The sequence below is a fragment of the Natronorubrum texcoconense genome, from assembly GCF_900100335.1.
In the GTDB taxonomy this organism is placed as follows: domain Archaea; phylum Halobacteriota; class Halobacteria; order Halobacteriales; family Natrialbaceae; genus Natronorubrum; species Natronorubrum texcoconense.
This window is the reverse complement of the sequence record NZ_FNFE01000003.1, coordinates 248,208-274,109: the sequence shown is the minus strand read 5'-3', so window position 1 is coordinate 274,109 and position 25,902 is coordinate 248,208. Positions and strand designations below refer to the sequence as shown.

At 64.3% G+C, this 25,902-nt stretch carries 26 protein-coding genes; 21 read left to right on the top strand and 5 right to left on the bottom strand.

The window, feature by feature from the left end:
- The first annotated feature begins 13 nt into the window (after window positions 1-13).
- Together BLT08_RS11825 and BLT08_RS11820 are read left to right on the top strand one after the other, a co-directional pair.
- The gene (locus tag BLT08_RS11825; protein ID WP_090307032.1) at window positions 14-793 is read left to right on the top strand and encodes an HAD-IIA family hydrolase; all 780 of its coding nucleotides are present in this window, start codon (window positions 14-16) and stop codon (window positions 791-793) included.
- Between the two features lie 95 nt (window positions 794-888).
- Window positions 889-1,140 (top strand): glycine zipper 2TM domain-containing protein, encoded by a 252-nt coding sequence (locus tag BLT08_RS11820; protein ID WP_175529291.1) that lies wholly within the window; start codon window positions 889-891, stop codon window positions 1,138-1,140.
- A 195-nt stretch (window positions 1,141-1,335) separates the two neighbouring features.
- Here BLT08_RS11820 and BLT08_RS11815 read toward each other — a convergent pair whose 3' ends face one another.
- A complete protein-coding gene (locus tag BLT08_RS11815; RefSeq protein ID WP_090307024.1) occupies window positions 1,336-2,571 on the bottom strand; it encodes an RNA-guided endonuclease TnpB family protein in 1,236 nt (411 codons plus the stop codon).
- 262 nt (window positions 2,572-2,833) lie between these two features.
- On the opposite strand from BLT08_RS11815, the gene BLT08_RS11810 reads away from it, so the two are divergent.
- Complete coding sequence (locus BLT08_RS11810; RefSeq protein WP_090307021.1) at window positions 2,834-3,886, top strand: S66 family peptidase; 1,053 nt, start codon at window positions 2,834-2,836, stop codon at window positions 3,884-3,886.
- Between the two features lie 37 nt (window positions 3,887-3,923).
- Here the strand turns inward: BLT08_RS11810 and BLT08_RS11805 are convergent, their stop codons facing one another.
- Complete coding sequence (locus BLT08_RS11805; protein ID WP_090307017.1) at window positions 3,924-4,370, bottom strand: acyl-CoA thioesterase; 447 nt, start codon at window positions 4,368-4,370, stop codon at window positions 3,924-3,926.
- A gap of 172 nt (window positions 4,371-4,542) precedes the next feature.
- Here BLT08_RS11805 and BLT08_RS11800 point away from each other — a divergent pair, with 172 nt between their 5' ends.
- From BLT08_RS11800 to BLT08_RS11785, 4 genes are all read left to right on the top strand, one after another.
- Window positions 4,543-6,312: a TraB/GumN family protein gene (locus tag BLT08_RS11800; RefSeq protein ID WP_090307015.1), complete on the top strand. Its 1,770-nt coding sequence runs from the start codon at window positions 4,543-4,545 to the stop codon at window positions 6,310-6,312.
- A gap of 19 nt (window positions 6,313-6,331) precedes the next feature.
- Complete coding sequence (locus BLT08_RS11795; protein WP_090307010.1) at window positions 6,332-6,961, top strand: zinc metalloprotease; 630 nt, start codon at window positions 6,332-6,334, stop codon at window positions 6,959-6,961.
- 294 nt (window positions 6,962-7,255) lie between these two features.
- The gene (purM, locus tag BLT08_RS11790; protein WP_090307006.1) at window positions 7,256-8,251 is read left to right on the top strand and encodes a phosphoribosylformylglycinamidine cyclo-ligase; all 996 of its coding nucleotides are present in this window, start codon (window positions 7,256-7,258) and stop codon (window positions 8,249-8,251) included.
- Between the two features lie 142 nt (window positions 8,252-8,393).
- Window positions 8,394-8,771, top strand: coding sequence for a hypothetical protein (locus BLT08_RS11785; RefSeq protein ID WP_090307002.1), 378 nt, complete (start codon window positions 8,394-8,396; stop codon window positions 8,769-8,771).
- Between the two features lie 36 nt (window positions 8,772-8,807).
- Here BLT08_RS11785 and BLT08_RS11780 read toward each other — a convergent pair whose 3' ends face one another.
- Window positions 8,808-9,347: a macro domain-containing protein gene (locus tag BLT08_RS11780; RefSeq protein ID WP_090306998.1), complete on the bottom strand. Its 540-nt coding sequence runs from the start codon at window positions 9,345-9,347 to the stop codon at window positions 8,808-8,810.
- Window positions 9,348-9,476: 129 nt separating this feature from the next.
- Between BLT08_RS11780 and BLT08_RS23000 the strand changes: the two genes are divergently transcribed.
- Both BLT08_RS23000 and BLT08_RS11775 read left to right on the top strand, forming a co-directional pair.
- The gene (locus BLT08_RS23000) at window positions 9,477-9,641 is read left to right on the top strand and encodes a hypothetical protein (protein ID WP_175529290.1); all 165 of its coding nucleotides are present in this window, start codon (window positions 9,477-9,479) and stop codon (window positions 9,639-9,641) included.
- Window positions 9,642-9,843: 202 nt separating this feature from the next.
- A complete protein-coding gene (locus tag BLT08_RS11775; protein ID WP_090306994.1) occupies window positions 9,844-10,236 on the top strand; it encodes a hypothetical protein in 393 nt (130 codons plus the stop codon).
- 117 nt (window positions 10,237-10,353) lie between these two features.
- On the opposite strand, the gene dpsA is transcribed toward BLT08_RS11775, so the two are convergent.
- Window positions 10,354-10,899 (bottom strand): DNA starvation/stationary phase protection protein DpsA, encoded by a 546-nt coding sequence (dpsA, locus tag BLT08_RS11770; RefSeq protein WP_090306991.1) that lies wholly within the window; start codon window positions 10,897-10,899, stop codon window positions 10,354-10,356.
- 206 nt (window positions 10,900-11,105) lie between these two features.
- Here dpsA and BLT08_RS11765 point away from each other — a divergent pair, with 206 nt between their 5' ends.
- The 12 genes from BLT08_RS11765 to BLT08_RS11710 all read left to right on the top strand — a co-directional run bounded on the left by BLT08_RS11765 (window position 11,106) and on the right by BLT08_RS11710 (window position 24,263).
- Window positions 11,106-12,575: an aldehyde dehydrogenase family protein gene (locus BLT08_RS11765; RefSeq protein ID WP_090306988.1), complete on the top strand. Its 1,470-nt coding sequence runs from the start codon at window positions 11,106-11,108 to the stop codon at window positions 12,573-12,575.
- A gap of 171 nt (window positions 12,576-12,746) precedes the next feature.
- Window positions 12,747-13,808, top strand: a complete 1,062-nt coding sequence (locus BLT08_RS11760; protein ID WP_090306985.1) for a carbohydrate kinase family protein — start codon at window positions 12,747-12,749, stop codon at window positions 13,806-13,808.
- Window positions 13,809-13,874: 66 nt separating this feature from the next.
- Window positions 13,875-15,047, top strand: a complete 1,173-nt coding sequence (locus BLT08_RS11755) for a YihY/virulence factor BrkB family protein (RefSeq protein ID WP_090306981.1) — start codon at window positions 13,875-13,877, stop codon at window positions 15,045-15,047.
- Between the two features lie 48 nt (window positions 15,048-15,095).
- Window positions 15,096-15,518: a DUF7988 family protein gene (locus tag BLT08_RS11750; RefSeq protein ID WP_090306978.1), complete on the top strand. Its 423-nt coding sequence runs from the start codon at window positions 15,096-15,098 to the stop codon at window positions 15,516-15,518.
- Between the two features lie 33 nt (window positions 15,519-15,551).
- Complete coding sequence (locus BLT08_RS11745) at window positions 15,552-16,028, top strand: YbaK/EbsC family protein (RefSeq protein ID WP_090306975.1); 477 nt, start codon at window positions 15,552-15,554, stop codon at window positions 16,026-16,028.
- 164 nt (window positions 16,029-16,192) lie between these two features.
- Window positions 16,193-16,852, top strand: coding sequence for a hypothetical protein (locus BLT08_RS11740; protein WP_090306973.1), 660 nt, complete (start codon window positions 16,193-16,195; stop codon window positions 16,850-16,852).
- A gap of 201 nt (window positions 16,853-17,053) precedes the next feature.
- Complete coding sequence (locus BLT08_RS11735) at window positions 17,054-18,433, top strand: metal ABC transporter substrate-binding protein (protein ID WP_090306969.1); 1,380 nt, start codon at window positions 17,054-17,056, stop codon at window positions 18,431-18,433.
- A 132-nt stretch (window positions 18,434-18,565) separates the two neighbouring features.
- Window positions 18,566-19,306, top strand: a complete 741-nt coding sequence (locus tag BLT08_RS11730; RefSeq protein ID WP_090306966.1) for a metal ABC transporter ATP-binding protein — start codon at window positions 18,566-18,568, stop codon at window positions 19,304-19,306.
- Between the two features lie 3 nt (window positions 19,307-19,309).
- Window positions 19,310-20,449: a metal ABC transporter permease gene (locus BLT08_RS11725; RefSeq protein ID WP_090306963.1), complete on the top strand. Its 1,140-nt coding sequence runs from the start codon at window positions 19,310-19,312 to the stop codon at window positions 20,447-20,449.
- Between the two features lie 103 nt (window positions 20,450-20,552).
- Window positions 20,553-22,673 (top strand): acetate--CoA ligase family protein, encoded by a 2,121-nt coding sequence (locus BLT08_RS11720; RefSeq protein ID WP_090306961.1) that lies wholly within the window; start codon window positions 20,553-20,555, stop codon window positions 22,671-22,673.
- Window positions 22,670-23,866: a phosphotransacetylase family protein gene (locus BLT08_RS11715; RefSeq protein ID WP_090306958.1), complete on the top strand. Its 1,197-nt coding sequence runs from the start codon at window positions 22,670-22,672 to the stop codon at window positions 23,864-23,866. The genes BLT08_RS11720 and BLT08_RS11715 overlap by 4 nt, the downstream gene beginning before the upstream one ends.
- 103 nt (window positions 23,867-23,969) lie before the next feature.
- The gene (locus BLT08_RS11710; RefSeq protein WP_090306954.1) at window positions 23,970-24,263 is read left to right on the top strand and encodes a PRC-barrel domain-containing protein; all 294 of its coding nucleotides are present in this window, start codon (window positions 23,970-23,972) and stop codon (window positions 24,261-24,263) included.
- A gap of 117 nt (window positions 24,264-24,380) precedes the next feature.
- On the opposite strand, the gene BLT08_RS11705 is transcribed toward BLT08_RS11710, so the two are convergent.
- Complete coding sequence (locus BLT08_RS11705; RefSeq protein WP_090306951.1) at window positions 24,381-25,832, bottom strand: DHH family phosphoesterase; 1,452 nt, start codon at window positions 25,830-25,832, stop codon at window positions 24,381-24,383.
- Window positions 25,833-25,902: the final 70 nt, after the last annotated feature.

Sequence of the window (25,902 nt, the reverse complement as noted above, 5' to 3'; positions counted from 1 at the left end):
GTAGAGACGAACGATGACCGACTACGAGGCGGCGATCCTCGACGTCGACGGGACGATCGTTCGCGGTGAGGAACTGCTGCCGAACGTGACCGACGGCCTGCACGCGCTCGAGGACGCCGGTATCGAACGACTCCTGTTCTCGAACAACCCGACGCGCGGCAGCGACCACTACGGCGAGACGCTCGAGCCCCACGGACTCGAAGTTGATCCGAACGCGGTGCTCACCTCCGCGACGGTATCGGCGGAGTACCTCGCGACGACCCATCCGGACGAACGGGTCTACCTCGTCGGCAGCGACCGGCTCGAGGCGATCCTCGAGAAAGCAGCCGTCGAGTTGACCGACGATCCCGACGCGGCCGAGGTCGTGTTGGGATCGTTCGACAGTGAGTTCTCCTACGGGACGCTCTGGGAATCCCTGCGGGCACTCGAGGGCGACGTGCCGTTTTACGGGACCGACCCGGACACGACGATTCCGATCGACGGCGGGCTGATCCCCGGCTCCGGCGCGATCATCGCCGCGATGGAGGCCGTCGCCGACCGCGAGGCCGATTCGATCCTGGGCAAGCCCTCCTCGATCGCCGCCGCGACGGCGATGAACCGCCTCGAGAGCGATCCCGAACGAACCCTCGTCGTCGGCGACCGGCTGAACACCGATATCGCGCTGGGAGAGCGAGCCGGCATGACGACCGTCCTCGTCCGCACCGGCGTCACGGAGCAGGCCGATCTCGAGGCCGCGGCCGTCCAGCCCGATCACGTCCTCGACTCCCTTGCCGAGATCGAAACGTTGCTGTAAGGGAGACTGTCGTTTCCGCATCGATATCGGCCGATCCGCTGCAGATAGTGCATCCGAGAGACATATTTATCAGCAACTGTAACGGTACTACACGTATGAAAGCACGTCTCAAACGTGTCCTGCTCCGCGCCCGGTATGCAGCCATGGGTGCGGCGGTCGGGGCCGCAGTCGGTTCAGTCTTCAGTCGAAACGCAGCCAGTACCGGCGGCGCGATCGGTGCGATGGTCGGGATGACCGTCGCGGACACCCGCGACTCGGCGAGTAGCTACCTCGAGGAAGCCAGAGCGGTCGAGTTCGGTTCGCTCTCGAGCGACAACGACGGTGACGGCGACGGCGCCCAGAACTGACGTCGGTTTCGTCGAGGGACCGTTTTATCCGATTTACAATCCAGAGAGACGGATACGAGTGCTCATGGAGACCGTGAGCGACGCTCGAGTGTCGTCCGAACTGATTTATTACTGTGGCGACAGCAACTGTGCGTGACATCCTCGCCCGCCCTAAAGGGCGGGGCTTCCTACAAGGGAAGCCTCGCATCGGAGGTTTCAGGACTCGAAGACCGCAAGCGTCGTCTGTCGGGATTGCCGACTCGGCGTGCGGTGTCCTGTGGCCGTGTCACAACGGCTCCCATTCCGTGGCGAGTCATCGCATTCCGGTTTCCAAGGAACGCTCTCTCCCCACGGATCAACGCGAGCGGCGATGTTCGCGCTCGCGTTGATATCTGCCTGATACTCCGTCACCCAACACTCCGCGTTCGTACACTTGAACTCCGCTTGCGACCCGCGACGACCGATGTGCCCGCAGGCGTGGCACGTCTGACTCGTGTAACGCGGGTTCACGAACTTGACGGGGATGCCGACTTCGAGGGCCTTGTCCTCGATACGGTTGGTGAGCCGAGCGAATGCCCACGAGTGCAAGCGCCGGTTCATGTACTTCCCATAATCCAGGTTCTCGCGGATATAGGACAAGTCCTCAAGTACGATCACCGCGTCCTCGAAGGACTCGGCGTACTCGACGGCGTCACGAGACGCTTTCTCGACGATATCCGTCAGGGCGTTCTGGTAATGGTCGAACCGCTCGTCGATCCGCCATTGTTCGGCGTCACGCTCTTGCAGACGCTTCAGTGTGGTGTACATCTCCTTGCGGAGTTGTCGGGCGCGTCCTCCGTCGTATATGTACGGTTGGGTCGGTGTATCGTTCTGACAGGCACAGCCCGTCAGAAGCTTGGACTCGCCGATATCGAACCCGATTCGAGTCGGGTCGTCCGGCGTTTCCGGTTCGGCTACGTCGTACTCGACGGTGACGTGCAACACCCAATTGGCTCGGTGCTGTTGCAGTCGGAACTCGCCGACCGTCACGCTCTCGTCGAGCAGGTCGAACCACAAGGATTCTTGTTCGGGGTTAATCCGAAGCGGAATCCAGAAGGCGTTGCCACGTCCGGCCTGTGGAACGCGCCAACAGAACTCGTACGCACGTTCGTCGGAATGGTCGAGAGTGAACCCGCGGTTCGTGTACCGAACTGGGTGGTCGTCTTCGAGTTCCGAGGCGTTGTACGTTCGGCGAAGCTTCGGGACGTAGTTCTTGAGTGCGTCCTTGGCGTAGGACGTGAGCGTGTAGGGTGTGACAATGTCGTTGACCGCCGACTGCGTATCCGCACCACTCTCGAAAGCGTCCGAGAGCGCACGGCGGTAGGTCGTCACGGTCTGCTCGAGGCGTTTCTCTTTGCCCGTAGTGGGTGGAACAAGCGTGGCTTCGAGCGTTTTCGTGGCGGTCGTCGTCACAACTACGAGTACGAGAGCACAATAGTTAAAACTAACTAAAAAGTAACCATGTGTGAAGATGCCCAACTTGAATATCGAAGTAGATCAAGACGAGTACGACCGCCTGAGCGAAATCAAGGACGCACACGGCCTCACCTGGAAAGGGATGCTGCTCCAAGGTGCGAGATCGTTGGACACCGATGGACCGTTATAGGGCGAGTCGAGACACGAACGAACGCGATTCCTCCCGCCCCTTGGGGCGGGGTTTCCTCGCTACCAGGAGATGACGGAATTCGACACGCCCCCGCCGCTCGAGCGCGGCGATCGGATCGCGGTCGTCGCGCCGGCCTCGAACGGCGCGAAGCGGTTTCCACACGTCTACGAACTCGGCCTCGAACGACTCCGCGAGGTGTTCGACCTCGAACCGGTCGAGTACCCGACGGCAACGAAGAGCGCGGACTATCTCGCCGGTCACCCCGCAGAGCGCGCTCGAGACGTGATGGACGCGTTCGAAGATCCCGAGATCGGCGGCGTGATCAGCACGAAAGGCGGCAACGACCAGATACGCATCCTCGAGCACCTCGATTCCGACGTGCTGCGCGAGAATCCGACCCGGTTCTACGGCTACAGCGACAACACGCAACTCGCACTCTCGCTGTGGAATCTCGGCATCGTGTCCTACTACGGGCCGAGCGTAATCGTCGAACTCGGAATGGATGGGCAACTCTTCGAGCACACGATCGAGTACGTCGAGCGTGCGTTCTTCGACGACTCGTTCGGGGCGCTCGAGCCGGCTCCCGAGTTCACCGACGAACCCGGCGACTGGGCGGACCCGGACTCGCTCGAGACGCCTCGCGAGACCGAGCCGAATCCGGGCTGGCGGTGGGCCGGCGGACGGGACGCCGTGGAGGGACGCCTCTGGGGCGGCTGTCTCGAGATCCTCGATCAGCGGTACCTCGCCGGCCGAGATCTCCCGGACCCGACCGATCTCGACGGCGCAATCCTCGCCATCGAAACGTCCGAGGAGTTGCCGGCCCACACCTGGGTCGCGGGTGTACTTCGCGCGTTCGGCGAGCGAGGGCTGCTCGAGCGATTCGACGGCGTGCTCGTCGGTCGACCGGCGGCGCGCTCGCACCTGGAGGCTACGCCGTCCGACCAGCGCGAACAGTATCGAACGAATCAGCGCGAGGCGATCTCGCGTGTCTTCGATCGCTACAACCCCAACGCACCGATCGTCTTCGACGTCGATTTTGGACACACCTATCCGACGACGCCGATCCCGATCGGGGGTCGCGTCGAGATCGATCCGAAAGCCGAGACGATTCGGTTCGACTGAGACCGAACGGTTGTGCTCGGATTCGTGGCGAAGGTGGTCAACAGTCTCCGTTCTCTCCTTCGAGTGCCTCCCGTCGCAGCCGCTCGGCATCCTCGCAGTCGACGGTCAACTCTGGAACCGTCGTCGGTTCCTTGTGCTCGTCGATCGCGACGTAGACGAAGTAGGACTCGGTGGTTTTCTCGCGCTCTCGAGTTCGCAGGTCCTCGCGCTCGGTGATCAGTCGAACCTTCACGCTCGAGGTCCCGGAGTCGTAGACGTAGGCCGTAATGTAGGCCGTATCGCCCACGCGAATCGGGCGCTCGAAGTTCATCTGATTGACCCGTGCGGTGACGCAGGTCTCGCCGGAAAAGAGCATAGCCGACATAGCACCCACCTCGTCCATCCACTTCATCACGTTCCCGCCGTGGGCCGTATCGAGCATGTTGGCGTGGTTGGGTTGGACCATCTCGCGGTTCTCGACCAGCGTCTCCATGAGAGTCGTCATCGGTCGTTCTTGCGCGAGGTCCCCAATCACTCTTGTCGTCGCCGTTCGCTATCGGGACGCATTCGGCTGACAGCTCCTCCCTCCCATATATAGATACAACGAAAAATCAACCGAATTTATTATTTCTACTGAGTTCGATACTGGTAAAAGTCCCCGCCGAGTTGACCCGCTAATGAGCGATGCAGGCGACGCCGGCGTGCCGGAGCCACCGGAGCCCCCCGCTGACGAACAGGGCTCGGTGCACGTCCTCGGGACGGCACACGTCTCGCAGGCGAGCGTCGACGAAGTCCACGAAACGATCGATCGGGAACAGCCGGACGTCGTCGCCGTCGAACTCGACGAGGACCGGTACAACCAGATGCAAGGCGGCACGCCCGACGATATCGAGGCCAAGGACCTCCTCTCGGGTAACACCGTCTTCCAGTTTCTGGCCTACTGGATGCTGTCCTACGTCCAGTCGCGACTCGGCGAGCGGTTCGACATCGAACCCGGTGCGGACATGCGCGCCGCCATCGAAGCCGCCGAACGCAACGGAAGCGGCGTCGCACTCGTCGACCGGGACATTCAGGTGACGATCCAGCGGTTCTGGAGCCGGTTATCGTTCACCGAGAAGCTGAAGATGATCGGCGGACTCGCCCTCGGCGTCACCGACCCGCGAACCATCGGACTCGCGTTCGGTGCCGCGGCCGGTCTCTTCGCTGGGTTCGTCTTCGCCGCGTTCCTCGCACCGATGCTCGGCCTCGGCGACGCGCTGTTGCTCGGCATCTCCGACGCGACCACGCTCCAGTACGCCGGCGCCGCCATCGGCGGGGCCGTCGGCGGGGCGCTCGTCGGACTCCTGTTTCTCCCCTCGCTCGAGTCCGTCGGCGAGTCGACCGGCGTACTCAGCGGCTTCTCGATACGACTCATCGGGGGTGCGGTGCTGGGCGTCGGCGGCTGTCTCGCGCTGGTCGCGACCGAGACGTTCGTCGGGCCGCTCTCGGCGGGAACCTTCGAGAGCGCCGGCACCTACGCGATCCGGGGAACGGTCGGCGTCGTCGCCGGTCTCGGTATCGGGGTCGCTATCGGTGCCGTGGTCGGACTCTTCCTCGACGCCCTCGGCAGCGACGTCGAGGACATAGAGGAGGTCGACATCGAGGAGATGACCGACGGCGACGTCGTCAGAGCGATGATGGAGGAGTTCCGCCAGTTTAGCCCCCGCGGGGCGAACGCACTGATCGACGAACGCGACGCCTACATCGCGAACCATCTCCACCAGTTGCGTTCTCAGGGGTACGACGTCGTCGCCGTCGTCGGTGCCGGCCACAAAGCCGGTATCGAACGTCACTTGGCGAATCCGACGGAGATCCCGACGCTCGAGTCGCTCTCCGGAGCCGCCTCGGGGCGGCGGTTCTCCCCGGTGAAAATCGTCGGCTACCTCGTCACGCTCGGCTTCGTCGGCTTCTTCTTCCTCCTGATTATGGCCGGCGTGCAGGATACGTTCCTCCTGCAACTGTTCGCCGCGTGGTTCCTGTTCAACGGCTTCTTTGCGTTCACGCTCGCGCGCCTTGCCGGCGCGCGCTGGACCAGCGCGGGCGTCGGCGGCGCGGTCGCCTGGCTGACCAGCATCAACCCGCTGCTGGCTCCGGGCTGGTTCGCCGGCTACGTCGAACTCCGACACCGGCCGGTCAACGTGCGGGACATCCAGCGACTCAACGACATCGTCGGCGACGCCGATCGACCGATGGAGGACGCGCTTTCGGAGATGTTCGACGTGCCGCTGTTCCGGCTCATCATGATCGTCGCACTGACGAACATCGGGAGCATGATCGCCACGCTGCTGTTCCCGGTCGTCGTCCTCCCGTGGCTGGCCCCCGAGATCGGCGGCGTCGACGCGCTGTTCGGAGAACTGCTCCAGGGCGCCGAGAACACGCTCGAACTGCTCAGGGGACTGCTGACATGAACGCCGGCGAACGACGATTATGAGCACGCGAACCCGCCGGTCGGAGCCCGAGTTGACCTTCTCCAGCAAAGAGCTGTTCGATCTCGCGGTCGCGTGGGTCACACTTTCGGTCGCGTTCGCGCTGCTGTTCGCCCCGATTCACCGCGGGCTGGCCGAGGTCGGCTACTTCGGCGCGATGGTCGGCCTGAGCTTCGTCACCGTCGGCGTCGCCTTTCTGTTACACGAACTCGCCCACAAGGTCGTCGCGATCGAGTACGGCCAGATCGCCGAGTTCCGCGCCGACTACCAGATGCTGTTTCTGGCGATCATGAGCGCCCTGATCGGCCTCCTCTTCGCCGCGCCGGGAGCCGTCTACCACCGGGGCCGAATCACCAAAAAGGAGAACGCGATGATCGCCCTCGCCGGGCCGATCACCAACCACCTGCTCGCGCTCATGTTCCTCCCGCTGATGCTCTTTCCCGGGCTGCTCGGCACCATCGGACAGATGGGCGTCTGGATCAATCTCCTGCTGGCAGCGTTCAACATGATCCCGTTCGGTCCGCTGGACGGCAAGTCGGTCTACGACTGGAACAAGGGCGTCTTCGCGGTCGTCTTCGTCCCGAGCGTGCTGCTTGCGGCCTACGTGTTGCTGTTCGTCGGCCTGTTCTGATTCTCGCCGAGCGACCGAACGCGGTTTGATGTTCGAATTCCGCTCGAACTGCTGAATCCGGCTGATTGCTACGTCTCGGCGCGAGACGTTGCATACGAACTAATCAGTAGTTTGTGCTGGAGAGTGATCTATTAGACAGGGATTCTAGTCCTGTGAGCCGAGCAGCAGGACGAGCCGACGGCGCCGCTCGAGGTGTTCAAGTGAGGCGACGACGAGTGCACCGCGTTCGGCACGCGAACTCCCGGCCGCTCTCGGACCGGTGACCTTTTGCTCGCCCCGAGAGGTCGTTCAGACATGACCGATTCAGCGGACGACGGGAGCGAGGAGGAACGGCTCACCTACGCCGAGACGGGCGTGGATATCGACGCCAGCGAGGACGCGACCGCGGCGCTGCTCGAGGCGTTCGGCAGCGACCTGACGACCGAGTACGCCGGCTTGCTCGACATCGGCGACCGCTATCTCGCGCTCGCGACCGACGGCGTTGGAACGAAACTCATCGTCGCCGAGGCGATCTCGGACTTCTCGACGATCGGGATCGACTGCATCGCGATGAACGTCAACGACCTCGTCGCCGCGGGCGTCGAACCCGTCGCCTTCGTCGACTACCTCGCGATCGACGAACCGGACGACGACCTGACGAACGAGATCGGTGAGGGGCTCGCCGTCGGTCTCGAGGAGTCCGGCATGACCCTGCTGGGCGGCGAGACGGCCGTCATGCCCGAGGTCGTCTCGGGCTTCGACCTCGCTGGCACCTGCGCTGGACTCGCCGGGAAGGACGACATTCTCGAGGGCGAAGCTGCGGTCGGCGACGTGCTCGTCGGCTTCGCCTCGAACGGCATCCACTCGAACGGGCTGACGCTCGCCCGAGAGGCCGTCACGCGGGCGCACGAGTACACCGACGCGTTCCCCCCGAACCCCGACCGATCGATCGGCGAGGAACTGCTCCGGCCGACGCGGATCTACACGGATCTGCTCGAGCCGATACGCGAACACGACGTCCGCGCGGCGGCCCACATCACGGGCGGCGGTTGGACGAACCTGCTTCGGATGGGCGACCGCAAGTACGTGGTCGAGGAGCCGTTCCCGGCCCAGCCGATCTTCGAGTTCGTCCAGGAGGAAGGAAACGTGACCGACGAAGAGATGCACCGGACGTTCAACATGGGAACCGGGTTCGTCGTCGCCGTTCCCGAAAATCGAGCCGACGACCTCGTGTCCGCCACCGACGGCCGGGTCATCGGTCGCGTCGAGGACGGCGAGAGCGTGGAGATTCGCGGTCTCTCGCTCGAGTAATCCGCGAATCCGATCCGTTTCGGTACTGACCGTTTGGTTCTGCTGTCAGTCTCGTTCTGCCGCCGTCTCGTTTCGTATCGGTCGGTATCCTGTCGTGAGTGACAACCGTGATATTAACACTGTCGTCGTTGAGCACAGATCCATGGACCGACGACGATTCGTGACAGGCGTTGCGACCGCCGCCACAGCCGCGCTGGCCGGCTGTGCGTTCGGGGACGAAGCAGAGCTGTCCGCGGAGCTCGAGGACGACGACGGAGAATCCTTCGAGGCCGAGGAGGGCGACGAACTCGAGGTGACCGTCACCGTCGAAGAAGAGGACGCCGTCGAGGTCTGGATCAGCTACGATCTCGACGAAACGGTCGAGAACGCGGACGACGACGAGGACGGAGCTACGGCGTACTCCGGACCCGTGCTCGACGAAACCGTCGAGGACGAGGAGACCTTCGACGTCGAAATCCCGACCGACGGCTACTACGAGGTAACAGTGACCGGCGGCTCGGCGCGAGTCACCGTCGAGTAAACAGGCGGCCGTGATCGAACGGGACTCGGCGCACAGTTACTGATCGGCCTCGTCCGCCGCCGCGAACTCGGACTGGGTCGTTCTCCCGGTCGCCGCGCGTACGGTATCGTACTCCTCGTCGCTGTAGGCGATGAACCGAACGTCCTCGAGTACGTCGGGCTCGTAGTCGCGAATCACCTCGTCGATAATCTCGGCTCCGACCGCGAGGTCGAAGCCGGCGACGCCACAGCCCAGCGCCGGGAGCACGAGCGACCGACAGTCGAGTTCGTCGGCGCGCTCGAGCGCGTTCCGGGTCGCGTCGCGGATGCTCTGTTCGGTCGCCCGTCCGTCTCCGTAGTGTGGCATCGCAGCGGCGTGGATCACGTACTCGGCGTCGAGATCGTATGCGTCGGTGACCGCGACTGCGGCGAGGTCGATCGGACCCTTCGCCGTGGCTTCCTCGTTGAGTTCCTCACCCGCACCTCGCCTGAGCGCGCCGGCGACGCCCGACCCCATCTCGAGGCTCGTACCGGCCGCGTTGACGAGTGCGTCGGCGGACTGTGCAGCGATATCGCCCTGGACGACGTCGTACTCCATGCGCGCGGCTACGGCCGCGATCAGTGTGAAAGTACCCTATGCAGCCGTCGAGGCGAGTGGGTTTTCGCACTCCCAGGGTCTTAGGCCAACCAAAACCTTTTTAGATTTAGGCTCGCCTAACTTCACCTGATGGACGTACCCGCCCGCAGGCAGGATTCCGACACCGACGAACACGAGGAGCCGGCGGCAGTCGTGTGCAGTCACGAGCCCCGCCCCGGCAAACTCATCTTTACCGAACGCGGCAACACGGACGGCTGGATCGCCACCGATCTCGCCGTCGACCTCGAGCGGTGAGTCGGTCGGGACCGTCGACTCCCGCGTCTCACTGCTGGACGACCGCTTCGGGACCGAGCGAAGCGACCGCACTCGATTTCGTCTCGCCGACTCTCTCTCGTCTCGCTGACTCGGATCGACCGCTACTCGCTGATCCCCACCGACTTCCGTCTCGAACGCACAGTCACAGCGGCTTTGTACGCCGCCCTCGAACCCGACGATCATGCAGGCCACTCGGGCGGCGCTCCTGCGGGGCGCTCTGGCTGCGGGCGGATTCTTCCTGTTCACCGGCGTCGTCACCGGTCTCCTCCAGACGTCGCTGTTCGACCGCATGGTTCCCCGAACCGCACTCGATTACGCATTGCTGTCGCTGACGGCCGTTCTCGTCGGCGCGTACGTCACGCAGCGAGCGACGCTCGACGACTGCGGCGGCGACGGCTGTGCGTACGGCGGTGCCGCGACCGGCTTCGTCGCCGTCGCCTGTCCTCACTGCAACGCGGTGCTCGTCGCGCTCTTCAGCGCGTCGTGGCTGGCGACCTACGTCGACCCGATCCGGCCGCTGCTCGGTCTCGTCGGCGTCGGGCTCCTCGCCGGAATTATTTACTACCGGGATTGAGGGACGTTCTCGACCGTACTCGACGGGACGTTACGTGACGAACGCGAGCGACGGCCGTCGCTCACGGTGGGTGAAAAATACGAGAATCGAAGCGGACTGCCGTCGTCGTCAGGCGCTCTATTTCGTCGCCTCTTCGAGCACGAGGGTGTCGTCCTCGAGGTAGTGCTCGAAGTGGTGACCGTCTTCCTCGAGCGTCACGAGGATCTCGCGCAGAATCTCGGTGGTGGCGTAATCGCCGAGGTTCTCCGCGAGTTCGATGCTGTCACGCATCGACTCGATGATGTCGCCGTACATTTCGAGGTCGTTCTGGAACATCGTTCGGACGTCGTAGACGTCCTCGCCCTCGAACTCGACGGTCGCGCGACGTTCTAAGTTGGTCGGGCCGGAGACGGGGACGCCGCCCAGCGCCTGTGCGCGTTCTGCGATGACGTCAGCGCCGTGTTCGACGTTTTCGTAGGCCTCCTCGAGGAACTCGTGGAGCGGGAGGAACTCCGCGCCCTCGACGACCCAGTGGTGCTTTTTGAGCTGGTGGTACAGCACGTACGCGTTCGCCAGCTCCGTGTTGAGCGCTTCGACGATCTGTTCGGCCTTCTCCTGATCGAGGCGAAGTTCGTTCTCCTCGACGACGTCGGCCTGTTGACGGACGGTCTTCTGGGTGCTCATCGTATTTCGATACTACACGCGCGTTCCACTTAAAGATTGCCCATGACAGAAAATTTCTTGCGTAAATGGGAACCTTTGTTTCCCGTTGCACCGTTATATTTCGGGTCGTGCCACGCCCTCGCCACTGGTGGCTGCTACCACCACACGAAGTGTAGTTTTTTCGAGAGTGAGTAAACATTTTTAGTGTGGGCGTCCTAAGCGTTCGTATGGCAACGAGAGTCGCACAGCGGAGAGAGCGGATCTACGTCGACGGGGAGTGGCTCGAGATGGAGAACGTCATCACGGTCTCGGATCTCGCCGACGGCGGCACCTTCGCCCAGGTCGACGCCGCGGATCCGGCGACGGCACAGACCGCGCTCGAGGCGGCCCACGAGATCAAACCGGAACTGCGCGAGACGTCGGTCGTCGAGCGCGCAACCTGGTGTGAGGAGATCGCTGACGGGCTTCGCGAGCGCGAGGAGGAACTGACGGAGATCATCGTCCGCGAGGCCGGCAAACCGGTCTCCTCGGCACGCGGCGAGGTCGGCCAGGCCGCAGAGCGATTCGACCGCGCGGCCGAAGAGGCTCGAAACATCGTCAGCAAGGGCGAGTATCGCGAGGGCTCGACCGAGGGCCACGAGGGCTGGCAGGCCATCGTCAAACACGAGCCGATCGGTGCGGTGCTCTGTATCACGCCGTACAACTATCCGTTAGCGACGACGGCGTTACAGGTTGCCCCTGCACTCGCCGCCGGCAACAGCGTCCTGCTCAAACCGGCGAGCAAGACGCCGATCTCGGCCGCGATCCTCGCGGACGTCATCGCCGACGTCGACGGCATCCCGGACGGCGCGTTCAACTTCGTTCCCGGCGAAGCCAGCGAGATCGGCGACGTGCTGTCGGGCGACGACCGCGTCAACGCCATCGCAATGACCGGCTCCTCGGGCGCGGGCAAACACGTCGCCCGCGAGAGCGGCATGGTCAACCTCCACATGGAACTCGGCGGCAACGCGCCGGCGATCGTCTTCGACGACGCCGACCTCGAGGACGTCGCGGGCAACTGCGCCAAGGGCTCGTTCAAGTACGCCGGCCAGCGCTGCTCGGCCGTCTCGCGCGTGCTCGCCCACGAATCCGTTCACGACGACCTCGTCGAGCTAATCGACGCCGAGATGGATAGCTGGACGCCCGGCGACCTCTTCGACGAGGACACCGCCCTCGGGCCGCTCATCAGCGAAGACCAGGCCGACTGGGTCGAGGAACTCGTCGAAGACGCCATCGAGAAGGGCGCCGACCTCGTCCGCGGTGGCGAACGCCGCGCACCCGAGGGCGTCCCCGAGGAGCTCGGCAACCAGTTCTTCGAACCGACGCTGCTCGCGAACGTCCCCCACGACGCCCGCATCGTCGACGAAGAGCAGTTCGGCCCCGTCGCCGTCGTCACGACCTTCTCGGACCAGGAGGAAGCGCTCGAGATCGCGAACGGCTCCGACCTCGCCCTGGACGCCGCCGTCTTCACCAGCGATCACAACCGTGCGATGGACGTCGCGAACCGCGTCGACGCCGGTGCCGTCCGCATCAACGGCGCGCCGAGCCACGGCCTCGGCGACATCCCCTTCGGCGGCAACAAGGACTCCGGGATCGGCCGCGAGGGGCTCGACGCCTCCATCCACGCGATGCTCCGCAAGAAGAGCATCGTCCTCTAACCGGCGGCACACGAACTGCCACACCCACGCACCTCGCCGGTCAGCCGTCCCCGCTGACCGCGTTGCGAACTCTCCTCGCTCTCTCGTTTGCGACCGTCTGCAGCGCTTCCTCCTCGAGAGCGATCGCTCGACACAGGTACGCCTAACTTGTCGGCTGCGCGAGTGGCAGCTATGACGCACGACGTACTCGTGGCCGGCGAGACGCTGATCGATTTCTTGCCCGAACGACCGGGACCGCTCGAGGACGTCCCGGGCTTCGAGCGTCGACCCGGCGGCGCCCCGGCGAACGTCGCCGTCGGGCTCGCTCGTCTCGAGCACGCGCCACAGTTTTGGACCCGCGTCGGCGACGATCCGTTCGGTCGCTACCTCGAGTCGACGCTCTCGGAGGCGGGGCTTCCGACCCGATTCGTCGAACGCGATCCCGACGCGAAGACGACGCTGGCGTTTGTCACCCACGACGAGACGGGCGACCGCGAGTTCAGCTTCTATCGCGACGGAACCGCGGACACGCGCCTCGAGCCCGGTCGAGTCGACGACGCGACGCTCGCGGAGTTCGAATGGGTTCACGCCGGCGGCGTCACCCTCGCGAGCGGCGCGTCGCGGGAGGCGACGCTGGACCTGCTCGAGCGGGCGTCCGCGGCGGGGTGTACCACCTCGTTCGATCCGAACTTCAGGCCGGAGCTGTGGCCCGACGCGGAGACCTTCGCCCGCGTCGGCCGCGACGCGCTCGCCCACGTCGACGTCTGCAAGGCCACCGTCGAGGAGCTCGAACGGCTCGGATTCGACGCCGGATCCGTTTCGACGGGTTCCGGGTCGGTATCGAAAGCCGAGAGAATCGCTCGAGCCGTACTCGAAAACGGTGGGGAGGAAGACGGCCCGCATACCGTGTTCGTGACGCGTGGAGGCGAGGGAGCCGTCGGGCTGTCGTCCCCGCGTGCGCCGTGGCCGACAGTCGATCCGGGGTCGACCACGGCCGAAACCGATCTTCGTCTCGTCGACCACCCCGGGTTCGACGTCGACGTCGTCGATACGACCGGCGCCGGCGATGCGTTCGTCGCGGGCGTGATCGCCGGGTTGCGCGACGACCGATCGCTCGAGGCGACGCTCGCGTTCGCGAACGCGGTCGCGGCGACGACGACGACCGGCACGGGGGCGATGACCGCGCTCCCGACACGGGGCGCGGTCGACTCGATTCTGGAGGACGGCGCGGAGAGCCGCCCGACCGATAGCTGAGGGGTCATAGCGAACACGGTGGCTGCAAGCCAACGGGCTATCGTGGTCCGGTGCCGTTTCTATCGTATGTCTACGGACGTTCGGGACGGCATCGCCTTCGGAAAGACGGTCGTCGACGGTATTCAGGAGAAAAACGTGCCCTTCATGGCCGCGAGCATCGCCTATCAGGCCTTTATCTCGCTGATTCCGTTGCTCGTGCTCGTCTTCTTCCTCGTGACGCTCGTCCCGGACGAACAGTTCGCGACGCAGGTCACGGAGACGACGCAGGGCACCCTCCCGGAGAGCGGCCAGCTACTCGTCGAGGAGTCCCTCGAGGACTCACCCGCAACGGCGGGCTCGACCATAATCGGGGTTGTCGTCCTCGTCTGGGGGTCACTGAAGATCTTCAGGGGACTGGACAAGGCGTTCTCCGAGATTTACGGGACGGCGGGGGAGAACTCGTTCGTCGAACAGCTGCGTGACGCCCTGCTCGTCTTCGGTGCGATTGGCGGCGCACTGATCGCGGCGGCCGGCATGGGGATCGTCTTCGCGTTCCTGCCGAGTATTCCCGGGTTCGGTCTGTTGCAGTCGCTCTTGCTCCTCATCGTGCTCACGGCCGCGTTCTATCCGATGTACTACTACTTCCCCGACATCGAGGGAATCTCCAAACGCGAGGTTATTCCCGGGGTCATCGTCGCAGCCGTCGGCTGGATGGCACTGCAGTCGCTCTTTCGCGTGTACGTCGCCTTCGCCGCCGACTCGGGTGGTGGAGCGGTCGGTGCCATCCTCCTGTTGCTGACGTGGCTCTACTTCGGCGGCCTCATCCTGCTCTCGGGCGCCGTCGTCAACGCGATCGGAACCGGCTATCTCGTCCCCGAGGAAGAGTCCGAGACCGACGACGAGGAGATGGATCTCTCCGAGGAGTCTATCGCTGCGACCGAACGCGAGTCGTTCGTCGACGAGGACCAACGCGAGCGCGAGCGACTCGCCGACCGCGTAGACAGCCTCGAGCGTGAGCGAAAGCAGATACAACTCGACCTCGAGGCCCAGCGGGACCGTCGGTACCGACTCGAGGACCGCGTCGACGACCTCGAAGCCAAAAACCGGGACCTGTCGGAGGCGAACGAACGACTCCGACGCGAACTCGAGGAGCACCAACGAGCGGCGACGGACGATCCGGCGTGGCGACGAGCGCTACGAACGGTGGCACGACACGTACAGACGCTGAAGATCGGGACCGTCGATCGCCGGCGAGAGTAGCCGGGACGAGTCGGGACACCTTAGTGACTCCCACTCGCACTCGTAGCCGTGTCGTACCCGGTCCGAGACGCTCGACGCCGGATTCAGGACGAGCACGCCGCGATCGTCGACGGGATCGATCACTGCGCGACGCAGGTCGCCGACCCCTGGGACACCGCTCGCACGACCGACCGCGACGCGGTGGTCGACGGGCTTCGAGGGGCGCTCGAGGCGACCGGTCTGCTCGAGCAGCTACCGCTCGTGCTCGCCGACGTCGTCGACGCGACGGGCTACGAACTGCGAGCGCAGCCGGTCGCCGCGCCGCCGTACGTCGTCGTCACGAGTCGCGGGCCGGTCCTGCGTGCGACGATCGATCCCGGACGGCTGGTCGTCCGATTCGACGTCTTCGACGTCGTTCGTGACCACGAGACGGGACAGTTGCCGGCGTACCGACGCCGAAACGGCGTTCGGCTCTCGGTCTCGCTCGAGTGAACGTTTTTGTGGCCCTAATCGTAACAAGAGCCCATGCATCCACGTGCGACGGCCTTCGCAGAACGTGCGCGCGACGAGTACGAGTTCGACCCCGACGTCGAGGAGTTTCCCGAAGGAACGAAAACGGCGGCCGACGCCGCGGACGCGGTCGGCTGTGACGTCGCTCAGATCGCCAGTTCGCTCGTGTTCGACGTCGACGGTTCGCTCGTCGTCTCGGTGACGAGCGGTGCGAACCGCGTCGACGAGGCCGCACTCGGTGCGGCGTTCGACGTCAGCGGCAACGCCGTCTCGATGGCGGACGCCGGGGAGATCAAAGACGAACTCGGCTGGTCGATCGGCGGCGTTCCACCGTTCTGTCACGACCGAGCCGTTCCGGTCGTCGTCGACGAAACGTTGCTCGAGCACGAGACTGTCTGGGCGGCTGCGGGCACTCCCGAGGCCGTCTTCCCCATCGATCCCGACGAGCTACGACGGCTCGCAGACGCCGAGCCGACAGTCGTCACCAGTTAACACGCAACATCTCGCTGACGCTAAGCCGTCCCTGTTTTCGGGGCTCGAGGCCGCGAACGGCTGTGTTATTGGGGCTATGTTATCCTCCCGAGATCGCTTGTTCTCCCTTAATAAGATCGTCAGCTTCATTACTAATGAGTCGCAATTCTCCGTTGATACCTATCATGACTGTAGACCCACGATCGGCAACTCGCCGAAAGCTGCTCGCAGCGTCCGGTTCGATCACACTTGCTGGTCTCGCCGGCTGTCTGGGTGGCGACGACGATGATGGAGACGACGACAACGGCGACGATGATGGAGGCGACGACAACGGCGACGATGACGACAGCCACCTCCACGTCGAGGAGTTCCATCTGCTCGACCGAGACCACGATGAAGACGTCATCGCGTACGTCCACGGCGACCACTGGGATCACGGTCCGCTGATGGTTCCGGAGGGCGACTACGTCTCGGTCGGTGCGTACGTCGAGGACGACGACGGACACGAGATCGAACTAGGCGATGGCCTCGAACTCGAGGCCGAAGAAGACGGAAACGACATCCTCGAGATCGACTCGCACGGCGATCACCTACACATCGAAGGGACCGAAGAAGGGTTCAGCGATCTCATCTTCCACCTCGTTGAAGACGGCGAGGTCGTCTACGAAACGCCCGATGGACATCCGCTCGAGGTCGAAGTCGGTGACGGCGAGCAAGAGTACACGGACCCGGACGACGGTCACGACCACGACGACGACGACCACGATCACGACGACGACCACGACCACGACCACGACGACGACCACGACCACGACGACGACCACGACGACGACCACGACCACTGATCTCGTCGTTGACCGATAACCGCTGATTCAGGGACTCGGGTTTCTACGTTCATCCCATCGCCCGCGAATTTTCGATGATAGCTCTCAGTTAATCGACCGTCCAACGACCCTTGCTAGTTCACACCGAGCTACTCGCCACAGATTGTTAACAACCGGTATCGGAATAATAATCCTTTTACCTACCCATCCGTACTGTCGCGTATGAAGCTGTCACGCCGTTCGGTGCTACAAACGAGTGCCGGGGCGCTCGCGATCAGCACGCTCGCTGGCTGTTTGAGCGAGCCCGACAACGGGGACAATCCAGATGGGGGATACGCGGCGTTTTTCACCCTCGAGGACTGGGCCGAACAGATCGCCGGCGACGAACTGAGCTTCGAGAATCCGGTCCCGGCGGGCGAGATGGGACACGGCTGGGAGCCCCCGGGCGACCTCCAGCGCGATATCGCCGACTCGAGCGCGTTCGTCTACCTGGATACCGTCGAGTTCGCGTGGGCACAGGACGTCGCCGCCGACCTCGAGATCGACTACGAACACGTCGAACTGATCGACGGGATGGCGGGACTCGAGAACCAGTTGCTCCCGTTGGGAGACGAGGGAGACGACGGTGCCGACCGTCAACCGGACGAGTACGACGGTGATCCGACTGATGTTTCGGTCGGTGGATTCGACGTCTACCACCGCTCGTCGGGGACGGAAGTTGCCTACTGGCACAACGATCACTGGCACGGTGCAGTCCCAGAAATTTCCGTCGACGGCAGCGTCGCCATCGACGGTATCTTCGAGGACGACGACGGTCGCGTCCTCCCGCTCGGTGAGGACGAACCGTTCCAGATCGACGCTCGTGTTGTCGATGGCGCGAACGAGGACGTCCTCACAATCGAGAGCCGTGACGATCACATCGTGTTCCGCGGCCACGAGACCGGCCGCACACGGATCGTCTTCGAACTGCTCGCCGACGGGGAAGTCGTCTGGGACACGAGTGCGGACAACATGAGCGTCGACGTGGTCGAAGACGCCGAGCCACCCGAGTCGTACGACCCGCACGTCTGGGTCGACCCCGTCCTCGCACAGGACATCGTCGAGACTATCGCCGACGGCCTCGCGGAGATCGATCCGGACAACGCCGACCTGTACGCTGACAACGCTGCCGACTACAACGACCGACTCGAGGAGATCCACCAGCAGTTCGAGGAACTGGCCGCGGACGCGGACCGGGATCTCGCGATCCTCGCCGGCCACGACTCGTTCCAGTATCTCGAACACCGGTACGATTTCGAGCTACACACGCCGGTAAGCATCTCTCCCGACGCTGATCTGACCGAGGAGGACGTCGCCGACACGATCGATCTCGTCGACGAACACGGTATCGAGACGATCCTCTACGATCCGTTCGAGAGTCCCGACGGCGACCTCCCGGACACTGCCGAACTCATACTGGAGGGGAGCGGAGCCAGCGACGCGAAACCGATCAGTCCAGTCGAGGGAACGACCGAGGAGTGGAGCGAGGACGACTGGGGCTGGATCGAACAGATGGAGGAGTTGAACCTCCCGTCGCTTCGGCAGGCACTCGATGCGGAGTGAGCGGACCGAGCCGAGAACGAGGAAGCGTGTCACGGACCCGGACGCTGCCTCCGTGCAACTAGCTGATAGACCAATGGAACTGAAACTGGAAGAACTAAGCACGCTCGCGTTTGAGCACGGAGTGAGTACACAGTGAGTTCGGTCGTCGACATTCAGAACGTCTCGTTTGCCTACGGCGAGCAGACAGCCGTCGATGACGTCTCTTTGACCATCGAGGAAGGGGACTTTCTCGGATTGATCGGCCCCAACGGCTCGGGCAAAACGACGCTCTTGCATCTCATGCTCGGCCTGCTCTCGCCCGATAGCGGCTCGATCGAACTGTTCGGTCAGTCCGTCGATTCCTTCGATCAGGGCGAGCGAATCGGCTACGTTTCCCAGCAGGCGACCAGCCGCGGCGGCACCATGCCCGTTACCGTCCGGGAGTGCGTCCGGATGGGCCGGTTCGCCCACGTCGGTCACTCGAGGCTGACCGACGAAGACCGCCGGATCGCCGAGGAGGCTCTCGAGACGGTCGATATTATGAATCTCGCGGATCGTCGAGTCAACCAGCTGTCGGGCGGCCAGCGCCAGCGAGCGTACATCGCGCGGGCACTGGCCTCGGAGGCCGACCTGCTCGCACTCGACGAGCCAACCGTCGGCGTCGACGCCGACTCTCGAGACGCCTTCTATCAGTTGCTGGATTCGCTGAACAACGCCGGGATCACGATCGTGCTGATCGAACACGATATCGGCGTCGTTACGGACCGTGCGAATCGTATCGCCTGTATCAATACGGAACTGTACCACCACGGCGACACCGAGTCGTTCGTCGAAAGCGACGCCCTGAGCGAAGCGTACGGCACGACGGGAACGGTCGTCCACCACCACCACTGATCGATGAGCCAACCTGAAGACACCGCCGTCGACCACGACGTCTCGAAGACCGGTGGTTCTGCCCACGTCGCGTCCTCCGATCCGGTACGGACGCTCGAACTCGTCGGCATCGGACTGGTCGGCGTGCTGGCGGCGGTGATGGTCGGTTTCATCGCGCTCGACTGGCTCCGCCTGTATCCGTACGCTGACAGCTACCCGTTCGTCGAATCGCTGTACTCGGCGACCCAGATCGATCCCGTGATCGGACAGCTCTTCGATCAGCTCATGATCGTCGGCATGTGGATGGACTACTACCTCGGAACGAACGTCTTCAAACATCCGTTCATGTGGCGTTCGATCGCGACCGGCGTCCTCATCGGTATCGTCGCCCCGCTGGTCGGCACCTATCTGGTTCACCGGCAGATGGCACTGATCGGCGAAACCCTCGCCCACACGGCGTTTGCCGGCGTCGCGGTCGGCATCCTCGTCACCGGCTTCACCGGGTTTGGCGGCTCGTTGCTGTTCATCGCGCTCATCGTGAGCGTGATCGGCGCGCTGGCCGTCCAGTGGCTCACCGAGCAAACGAGTACGTTCGGCGACGTGCCGATCGCCATCATGCTCAGCGGGAGTTTCGCCGTCGGGACGTTGCTCATTAGCTGGGCTCGAGGCACGGTTGCGGTGACGATCGACATCGAGAGTTTCCTCTTCGGGACTCTCGCCGTCGTTACGCCCGGCGGCGCCCGAATGATGGCCGTCCTGAGCGTTGCCGTCGTCGCGATCGTCGCCATCACGTACAAACAGCTCCTGTTCATCACGTTCGACGAACAGGCCGCCCGGGTCGCGCAGTTCAACGTCAGGGGGTACAACACCCTGCTCGTGGTGATGACGGCGGTCGTCGTCGTCGGCGCTATGCAGGTGCTCGGCGTGATCCTCGTCGCCGGCATGCTCGTGATCCCCGTCGCAGCCGCTTCCCAGATCGCCAGTAGCTTTCGGGAGACGCTGTATCTCTCGATTCTGATCGGTCAGGCGTCAGTGCTGTGCGGGTTCGCGTTCGCGATCAGCCAGAGTCTCCCCTCCGGTGGCTCGATCATCGTCGTGGCGATCGCGTTCTACCTGCTCGCGATCGCAGTCTCCGACCGGTCGACGTCGCTGTCGATGCACTGAGACGGGTTTCCGTAACGGGTTACCGCCGCAACCGTCTCGAGTCGTCCCCAGTAGTCGGGAGTAAGGGCGGTTTTTAACCGCTCGGGAATCGATTCGTCGAACGATGGGACGGTTATCCGCACTCTTCGATCCCCAATCCGTCGCCGTAGTCGGTGCCACCGATCGCGAGGGCGCCGTCGGCCGGGCGATCCTCGAGAACTTGCGCGACGAGTTCGACGGCGAGGTCGTGCCGATCAACCCGACGCGTGAGGCGGTGTTGGGGCTTGAATGCTACACGGACGTGTCGAGCGCGCCGGCTGTCGATCTGGCGGTCGTCGTGGTTCCGCCCGACGCCGTGATCGAAACCTTGCGGGACGCCGGCGAGGCCGGAACGGAGAACGTCGTCGTCATCACCGCCGGCTTCTCCGAGACGGGCGGTGAGGGGGCTACGCGCGAACGCGAACTCCGCGCGGTCGCCGACGAGTACGATCTCAACGTCGTCGGCCCGAACAGCCTCGGAATCATGTCGACACCGAACGGGATGAACGCCACGTTCGGCCCCGAGAACGCACTCGAGGGGTCGATCTCCTTTATGAGCCAGTCGGGAGCGTTCATCACCGCCGTCCTCGACTGGGCCAACGAACAGGAGATCGGCTTTCAAGACGTCGTCTCGCTCGGTAACAAGGCCGTCCTCGACGAGACGGACTTCGTTCGAGAGTGGGGCGACGATCCGGACACCGACGTCATCATCGGCTACCTCGAGGGGATCGACGACGGCGATGAGTTCATCGACGCCGCTCGCGAAGTGACCGACGACACGCCGATCGTCCTCGTCAAGTCGGGCCGGACGGACGCCGGGGCACAGGCGGCATCCTCGCACACGGGCGCGATCGCCGGCAGCGAGCGAGCGTACGAGGCCGGTCTCGAGCAGGCCGGCGTTATTCGGGCTAACTCCGTCCAGGAGCTGTTCGACTACGCGCGGGCGCTGTCGGGACTCCCCGAACCCGAACACGACGGCGTCGCCGTGGTGACGAACGCCGGCGGACCCGGCGTGCTCACGACCGACGCGGTCGGCGACTCGCGCCTCGAGATGGCGACGTTCACCGACGAGACGATCGCCGCGTTAACCGAGACGATGCCCGAGGAGGCCAACGTCTACAATCCGATCGACGCCATCGGGGACGCGGACGTCGAACGATTCGGCGAAGCGCTCGACACCGCGCTCGGCGATCCCAACGTCGGCAGCGCGGTCGTCGTCAGCGCGCCGACCGCCGTCCTCAAGTACGACAAACTGGCCGAAACGGTGATCGAGAAACGCGAGGATCACGACACTCCCGTCGTCACCTGCCTGATGGGCGGCGAGCGCGCACGGGCCGCCGAGGAGGTCCTCCGGGAGTTCGGCATCCCGAACTACTTCGATCCCGCGCGAGCCGTCTCGGGTCTCGACGCGCTCGCTCGCTTCCGGGAGATTCGCGAGCGGACTGTCGACGATCCCGAACACTTCGACGTCGATCGCGAACGGGCCCGCGAGATTCTCGCGCGGGCCGCGCGACGCGACGACAACCGACTCGGCGTCGAGTCGATGGAGCTGCTCGAGGCCTACGGGATTCCGACGCCCGACGGCGAGATCGTCGACGATCCGGAGCGGGCGCGCGAGGTCGCAGAATCGATCGAGGGCGACGTCGTCATGAAGATCGTCAGCCCCGATATCTCCCACAAGTCCGACATCGGGGGTGTCAAGGTCGGCGTCGCGGACGACGACGTCTACGACGCCTACGAGGACCTCGTCGCTCGAGCGCGCAACTACCAGCCCGACGCGGCCGTTCTCGGCGTACAGGTCCAGGAACTGGTCGATCTCGACACCGCCACGGAGACGATCGTCGGCGTGAACCGCGATCCGCAGTTCGGTCCCCTCCTACTGTTCGGGCTCGGGGGCATCTTCGTCGAGATCCTGGAGGACACCTCGGTTCGCGTCGCCCCGATCGGGGCGGACGAGGCCCGAGAGATGGTCGACGAGATTCGAGCCGCACCGCTGTTGCGCGGCGCTCGCGGGCGCGAGCCCGCGGACGTCGAGGGAGTCGTCGAGACGATTCAACGCCTCTCGCAGCTGGTAACTGACTTCCCGGCGATCCTCGAACTCGACGTGAACCCGCTCGTGGCGGGGCCGGACGGCGTACAGGCGATCGATCTCAGACTGACCGTTGACGCGGAGACGCTCGAGACGGACGATACGGAGAAAGCATGACCGACACCGAACCCACGGACCCACCCACCGACCCAGAAACCGGCACCGACCCAGAAACCGGCACCGACCCCGAGACGGCCGCCGACGAATCGACCGCGGCCGCGACGGACGATGCCACGAGCGAGCGGGACACCGACGCGATTCTCGTCGCGTCGCTCGCGGAGAGCACCGGCAAGACGGCGATCACCCTCGCGCTCGCCCGCATCGCCCAGCGCGAGGGCGACAGCGTCGGCTACATGAAACCCAAGGGGACCCGGCTACAGAGCAACGTCGGCAAGACGCTCGACGAGGATCCGATGCTCGCTCGAGAGCTGCTCGACCTCGAGGCCGAGATGCACGATCTGGAGCCGATCGTCTACTCGCCGACGTTCGTCGAGCAGGCGATGCGCGGCCGCGAGGATCCCGGGGAACTCCGCGACCGCGTCGTCGAGGCGTTCGAGACGCTCGCGGCCGATCGGGACCGACTGTTCCTCGAGGGCGGCGGCGAGTACGATATTGGTGGGATCGTCGAACTGACCGATGTCGACATCGCAGAGCTATTGGACGCTCGCGTCGTTCTCGTCGCCTCGTACGCGGTTCCCGGCGACATTGACGACGTGCTGGCCGCAGCGGACGCCTTCGGGGATCGGCTGGCCGGCGTCGTCTTCAACGACGTCGCGGACGCGGCGTACGATCCGCTCGAGACCGACGTCGTTCCCTTCCTCGAGAGCCGGGGCGTTCCGGTCTTCGGGGCGGTGCCGAGCGAACGGACGCTGTCGGGCGTCACGGTCGCCGAGCTAGCGGAGGCACTCGGCGCGACGACGCTCGTCGAGGGCGAGACGGACGGCTACGTCGAACGGTTCAGCGTCGGCGCGATGGGGCCGGACAGCGCGCTGCGTCACTTCCGGCGGACGAAAGACGCGGCCGTGATCACGGGCGGCGATCGCGCCGAAATCCATACGGCCGCGCTCGAGGCCCCCGGCGTCCGCTGTCTCATACTAACCGGGGGCCACCGGCCGTCCGGCGCGATCATCGGACAGGCGACGGAGCAGGGGCTGCCGATCCTCTCGGTGCAGACGGACACGCTCACGACGGTCGAGCGGGCCGAAGACGTCGTTCGGAGCGGACGGACGCGCGACGCCGAGACGGTCGATCGGATGGAGGAACTGCTGTCCGATCACACGGCCGTCGACGCGATTCTCGAGGATCAGTAGTCGGTAGCCTCTGGGAAGACCCAGTTCTGAATTTACGTATGCACGTCCCGACGACTGTCATGTCTGACCAAGATTAAAGAGTCCACCACGCATGAACCCAGACATGGACGACACTCCGCAAGAAATTACCTCTCTCGTCGGACGCGAGGTGTACTCGAACAACGGCGTCTTCGTCGGCGAAGTCGAGGATCTCCGCCTGAACGTCGACGGTCAGACCGTCACCGGACTCGCACTCGGCGACCTGAACTCCGAACTATTCACGAGCACAGCCCACGGCGGACAGGGCGTTATCGTGCCGTACCGCTGGGTTCGCGCCGTCGGCGACGTGATTCTGATCAACGACGTCGTCGAGCGCGTCCGCCAGCCCGACGAGGAAGAGGACGAACTGATCGCTTAAGCGCGGTTCACACTGTTCGTTGCCCGTCGATAGCGCGATGAGCGACTCGCATCCGTTTCGTGTCCGCTGTCGACGATGCGAGATCGGAGAACGGGTACCGCAACTGGAACCGACTCGTCAGTTTCCGTTCGACCCTTCGCTGGTGCCTTCGACACCCATCGCGTCGAACAGCGTCCGTTTGACCGCTTCCTCGGTCAACTCGAGCAACGTATCCCGCGTATCATCCGAGATTTCGATGCCGGTGAAGATGCCCAGCGGAATCTCCGCGCTGGCCTGCGTCGAGTGGCCCGCGGTCTCGCCCATCTCGCCGTAGGCGTCCTCGAGCACTTTGCCGATGTTGATGCGGATGTCCTTCGAGCGGCCGGCGAGGAAGATGGTCTCGTCGGCGATGCCGAAGACCGCCGTCGTCGTGACGCCCTCGAGATCCAGCAGGTGGCTGGCGGCCTGGGTCAGCGCCTCGCGGTCGCGAACCAGTCCGGCGTTCGAGACCAGGTGGCTGCCCTGGACGTCCCGGTTGGTGATCGCTTCGGCGAGAACGTCCAACGTCTCGGGGGACATCGACGGCGACTCGACCTGCTCTAACGTGTCGTGGTTCGCGAAGGGGTAGAGATAGGCCGCGGCGGTGAGATCGGCGGGGGTAGTGTCGCGTTTGAAATCCAGCGTCTCAGCCCGAATGCCGTAGAGGAGCGCGGTCGCGACCTCCTCGGAGACGTTCATGTCGAACTCCTGGATGTACTTCGTCATGATCGTCGACGTGGAGGACATGTTGGGCCGGATGTCGACGAACTCGGGTTCGTACTCCTCCTCGGGTTCGTGGTGGTCGACGATGATGTCGACCGAGAGATCCATCTCGGAGGACGTCGCGTGGTCGACCAGCGCGACGGTGTCGTACACCGTGTGGTCCTCGACCTCGTCCCACTGGACCAGATCGATACCCAGCAGGTTGACGAACGCGCGGTTCTCCTGGTGACCGACGTCACCCAGATAGATGATGTCCGACTCGATGCCGAGATGGGAAGCGATGGCCTGTAAGGCCGCTGCGCTCGCAATCGAGTCCGGGTCCGGACTGTCCTGCGTGACGATCGCCAGCCGCTCGGAGGTCTGCTCTAACAGCTGGGCGAGTTTCCCCGCGTTGTACTCGAGTTCGCCGGACTCGAGGGCCCGAAGCGCGGACTCGGCGATCACCGAAGAGGGGTTGATGACGATGTCGGCGCCGAGCTCCTCCAGTTCGTCGCCGGAGACGGGATCGCTCGCGCGGGCGACGAGGAACTGGGTGTCGTCGACGGCGCGGACGTGTTCGACGGCCTGTTTGTTGGATTCGACATCGGAGGCGAGGATGAGGACGACGTCACGGTCGGCGACGAGGTCGGCGGTTTCCGGCTCGCGGATGTCGGCCGTACGGGCGTCTAAGTCCTGATCGCGGAGCGATTCGACGCGGCTCTCGTCGCGGTCGATGATCAGGACGTCCTTGCCCTGTTCGACGAGTTCCTCCGCGACGGCGTAGCCGACGCTCCCACAGCCCAAGATCGCGTAGTCAGAGATCGACGAGATCGTAACCCCCGTACTCATTGAACGTGTGGTCGGACCGACCGCACTTAACGCTCCCGAAGATTGTTACGTAGCGAATGTGCGTTCGTGT

What these genes read in the sequence shown, in the direction of transcription:
- BLT08_RS11820 (WP_175529291.1), top strand. Translation starts at nt 889, where the DNA reads ATGAAAGCACGTCTCAAACGTGTCCTGCTCCGCGCCCGGTATGCAGCC.
- purM (WP_090307006.1), top strand. Translation starts at nt 7,256, where the DNA reads ATGACCGATTCAGCGGACGACGGGAGCGAGGAGGAACGGCTCACCTAC.
- BLT08_RS11810 (WP_090307021.1), top strand. Translation starts at nt 2,834, where the DNA reads ATGACGGAATTCGACACGCCCCCGCCGCTCGAGCGCGGCGATCGGATC.
- BLT08_RS11760 (WP_090306985.1), top strand. Translation starts at nt 12,747, where the DNA reads ATGACGCACGACGTACTCGTGGCCGGCGAGACGCTGATCGATTTCTTG.
- BLT08_RS11780 (WP_090306998.1), bottom strand. Translation starts at nt 9,347, where the DNA reads ATGGAGTACGACGTCGTCCAGGGCGATATCGCTGCACAGTCCGCCGAC.
- BLT08_RS11745 (WP_090306975.1), top strand. Translation starts at nt 15,552, where the DNA reads ATGCATCCACGTGCGACGGCCTTCGCAGAACGTGCGCGCGACGAGTAC.
- BLT08_RS11715 (WP_090306958.1), top strand. Translation starts at nt 22,670, where the DNA reads ATGACCGACACCGAACCCACGGACCCACCCACCGACCCAGAAACCGGC.
- BLT08_RS11735 (WP_090306969.1), top strand. Translation starts at nt 17,054, where the DNA reads ATGAAGCTGTCACGCCGTTCGGTGCTACAAACGAGTGCCGGGGCGCTC.
- BLT08_RS11805 (WP_090307017.1), bottom strand. Translation starts at nt 4,370, where the DNA reads ATGACGACTCTCATGGAGACGCTGGTCGAGAACCGCGAGATGGTCCAA.
- BLT08_RS11705 (WP_090306951.1), bottom strand. Translation starts at nt 25,832, where the DNA reads ATGAGTACGGGGGTTACGATCTCGTCGATCTCTGACTACGCGATCTTG.
- BLT08_RS11795 (WP_090307010.1), top strand. Translation starts at nt 6,332, where the DNA reads ATGAGCACGCGAACCCGCCGGTCGGAGCCCGAGTTGACCTTCTCCAGC.
- BLT08_RS11775 (WP_090306994.1), top strand. Translation starts at nt 9,844, where the DNA reads ATGCAGGCCACTCGGGCGGCGCTCCTGCGGGGCGCTCTGGCTGCGGGC.
- dpsA (WP_090306991.1), bottom strand. Translation starts at nt 10,899, where the DNA reads ATGAGCACCCAGAAGACCGTCCGTCAACAGGCCGACGTCGTCGAGGAG.
- BLT08_RS11720 (WP_090306961.1), top strand. Translation starts at nt 20,553, where the DNA reads ATGGGACGGTTATCCGCACTCTTCGATCCCCAATCCGTCGCCGTAGTC.
- BLT08_RS11725 (WP_090306963.1), top strand. Translation starts at nt 19,310, where the DNA reads ATGAGCCAACCTGAAGACACCGCCGTCGACCACGACGTCTCGAAGACC.
- BLT08_RS11765 (WP_090306988.1), top strand. Translation starts at nt 11,106, where the DNA reads ATGGCAACGAGAGTCGCACAGCGGAGAGAGCGGATCTACGTCGACGGG.
- BLT08_RS11825 (WP_090307032.1), top strand. Translation starts at nt 14, where the DNA reads ATGACCGACTACGAGGCGGCGATCCTCGACGTCGACGGGACGATCGTT.
- BLT08_RS11800 (WP_090307015.1), top strand. Translation starts at nt 4,543, where the DNA reads ATGAGCGATGCAGGCGACGCCGGCGTGCCGGAGCCACCGGAGCCCCCC.
- BLT08_RS23000 (WP_175529290.1), top strand. Translation starts at nt 9,477, where the DNA reads ATGGACGTACCCGCCCGCAGGCAGGATTCCGACACCGACGAACACGAG.
- BLT08_RS11755 (WP_090306981.1), top strand. Translation starts at nt 13,875, where the DNA reads ATGTCTACGGACGTTCGGGACGGCATCGCCTTCGGAAAGACGGTCGTC.
- BLT08_RS11740 (WP_090306973.1), top strand. Translation starts at nt 16,193, where the DNA reads ATGACTGTAGACCCACGATCGGCAACTCGCCGAAAGCTGCTCGCAGCG.
- BLT08_RS11785 (WP_090307002.1), top strand. Translation starts at nt 8,394, where the DNA reads ATGGACCGACGACGATTCGTGACAGGCGTTGCGACCGCCGCCACAGCC.
- BLT08_RS11710 (WP_090306954.1), top strand. Translation starts at nt 23,970, where the DNA reads ATGGACGACACTCCGCAAGAAATTACCTCTCTCGTCGGACGCGAGGTG.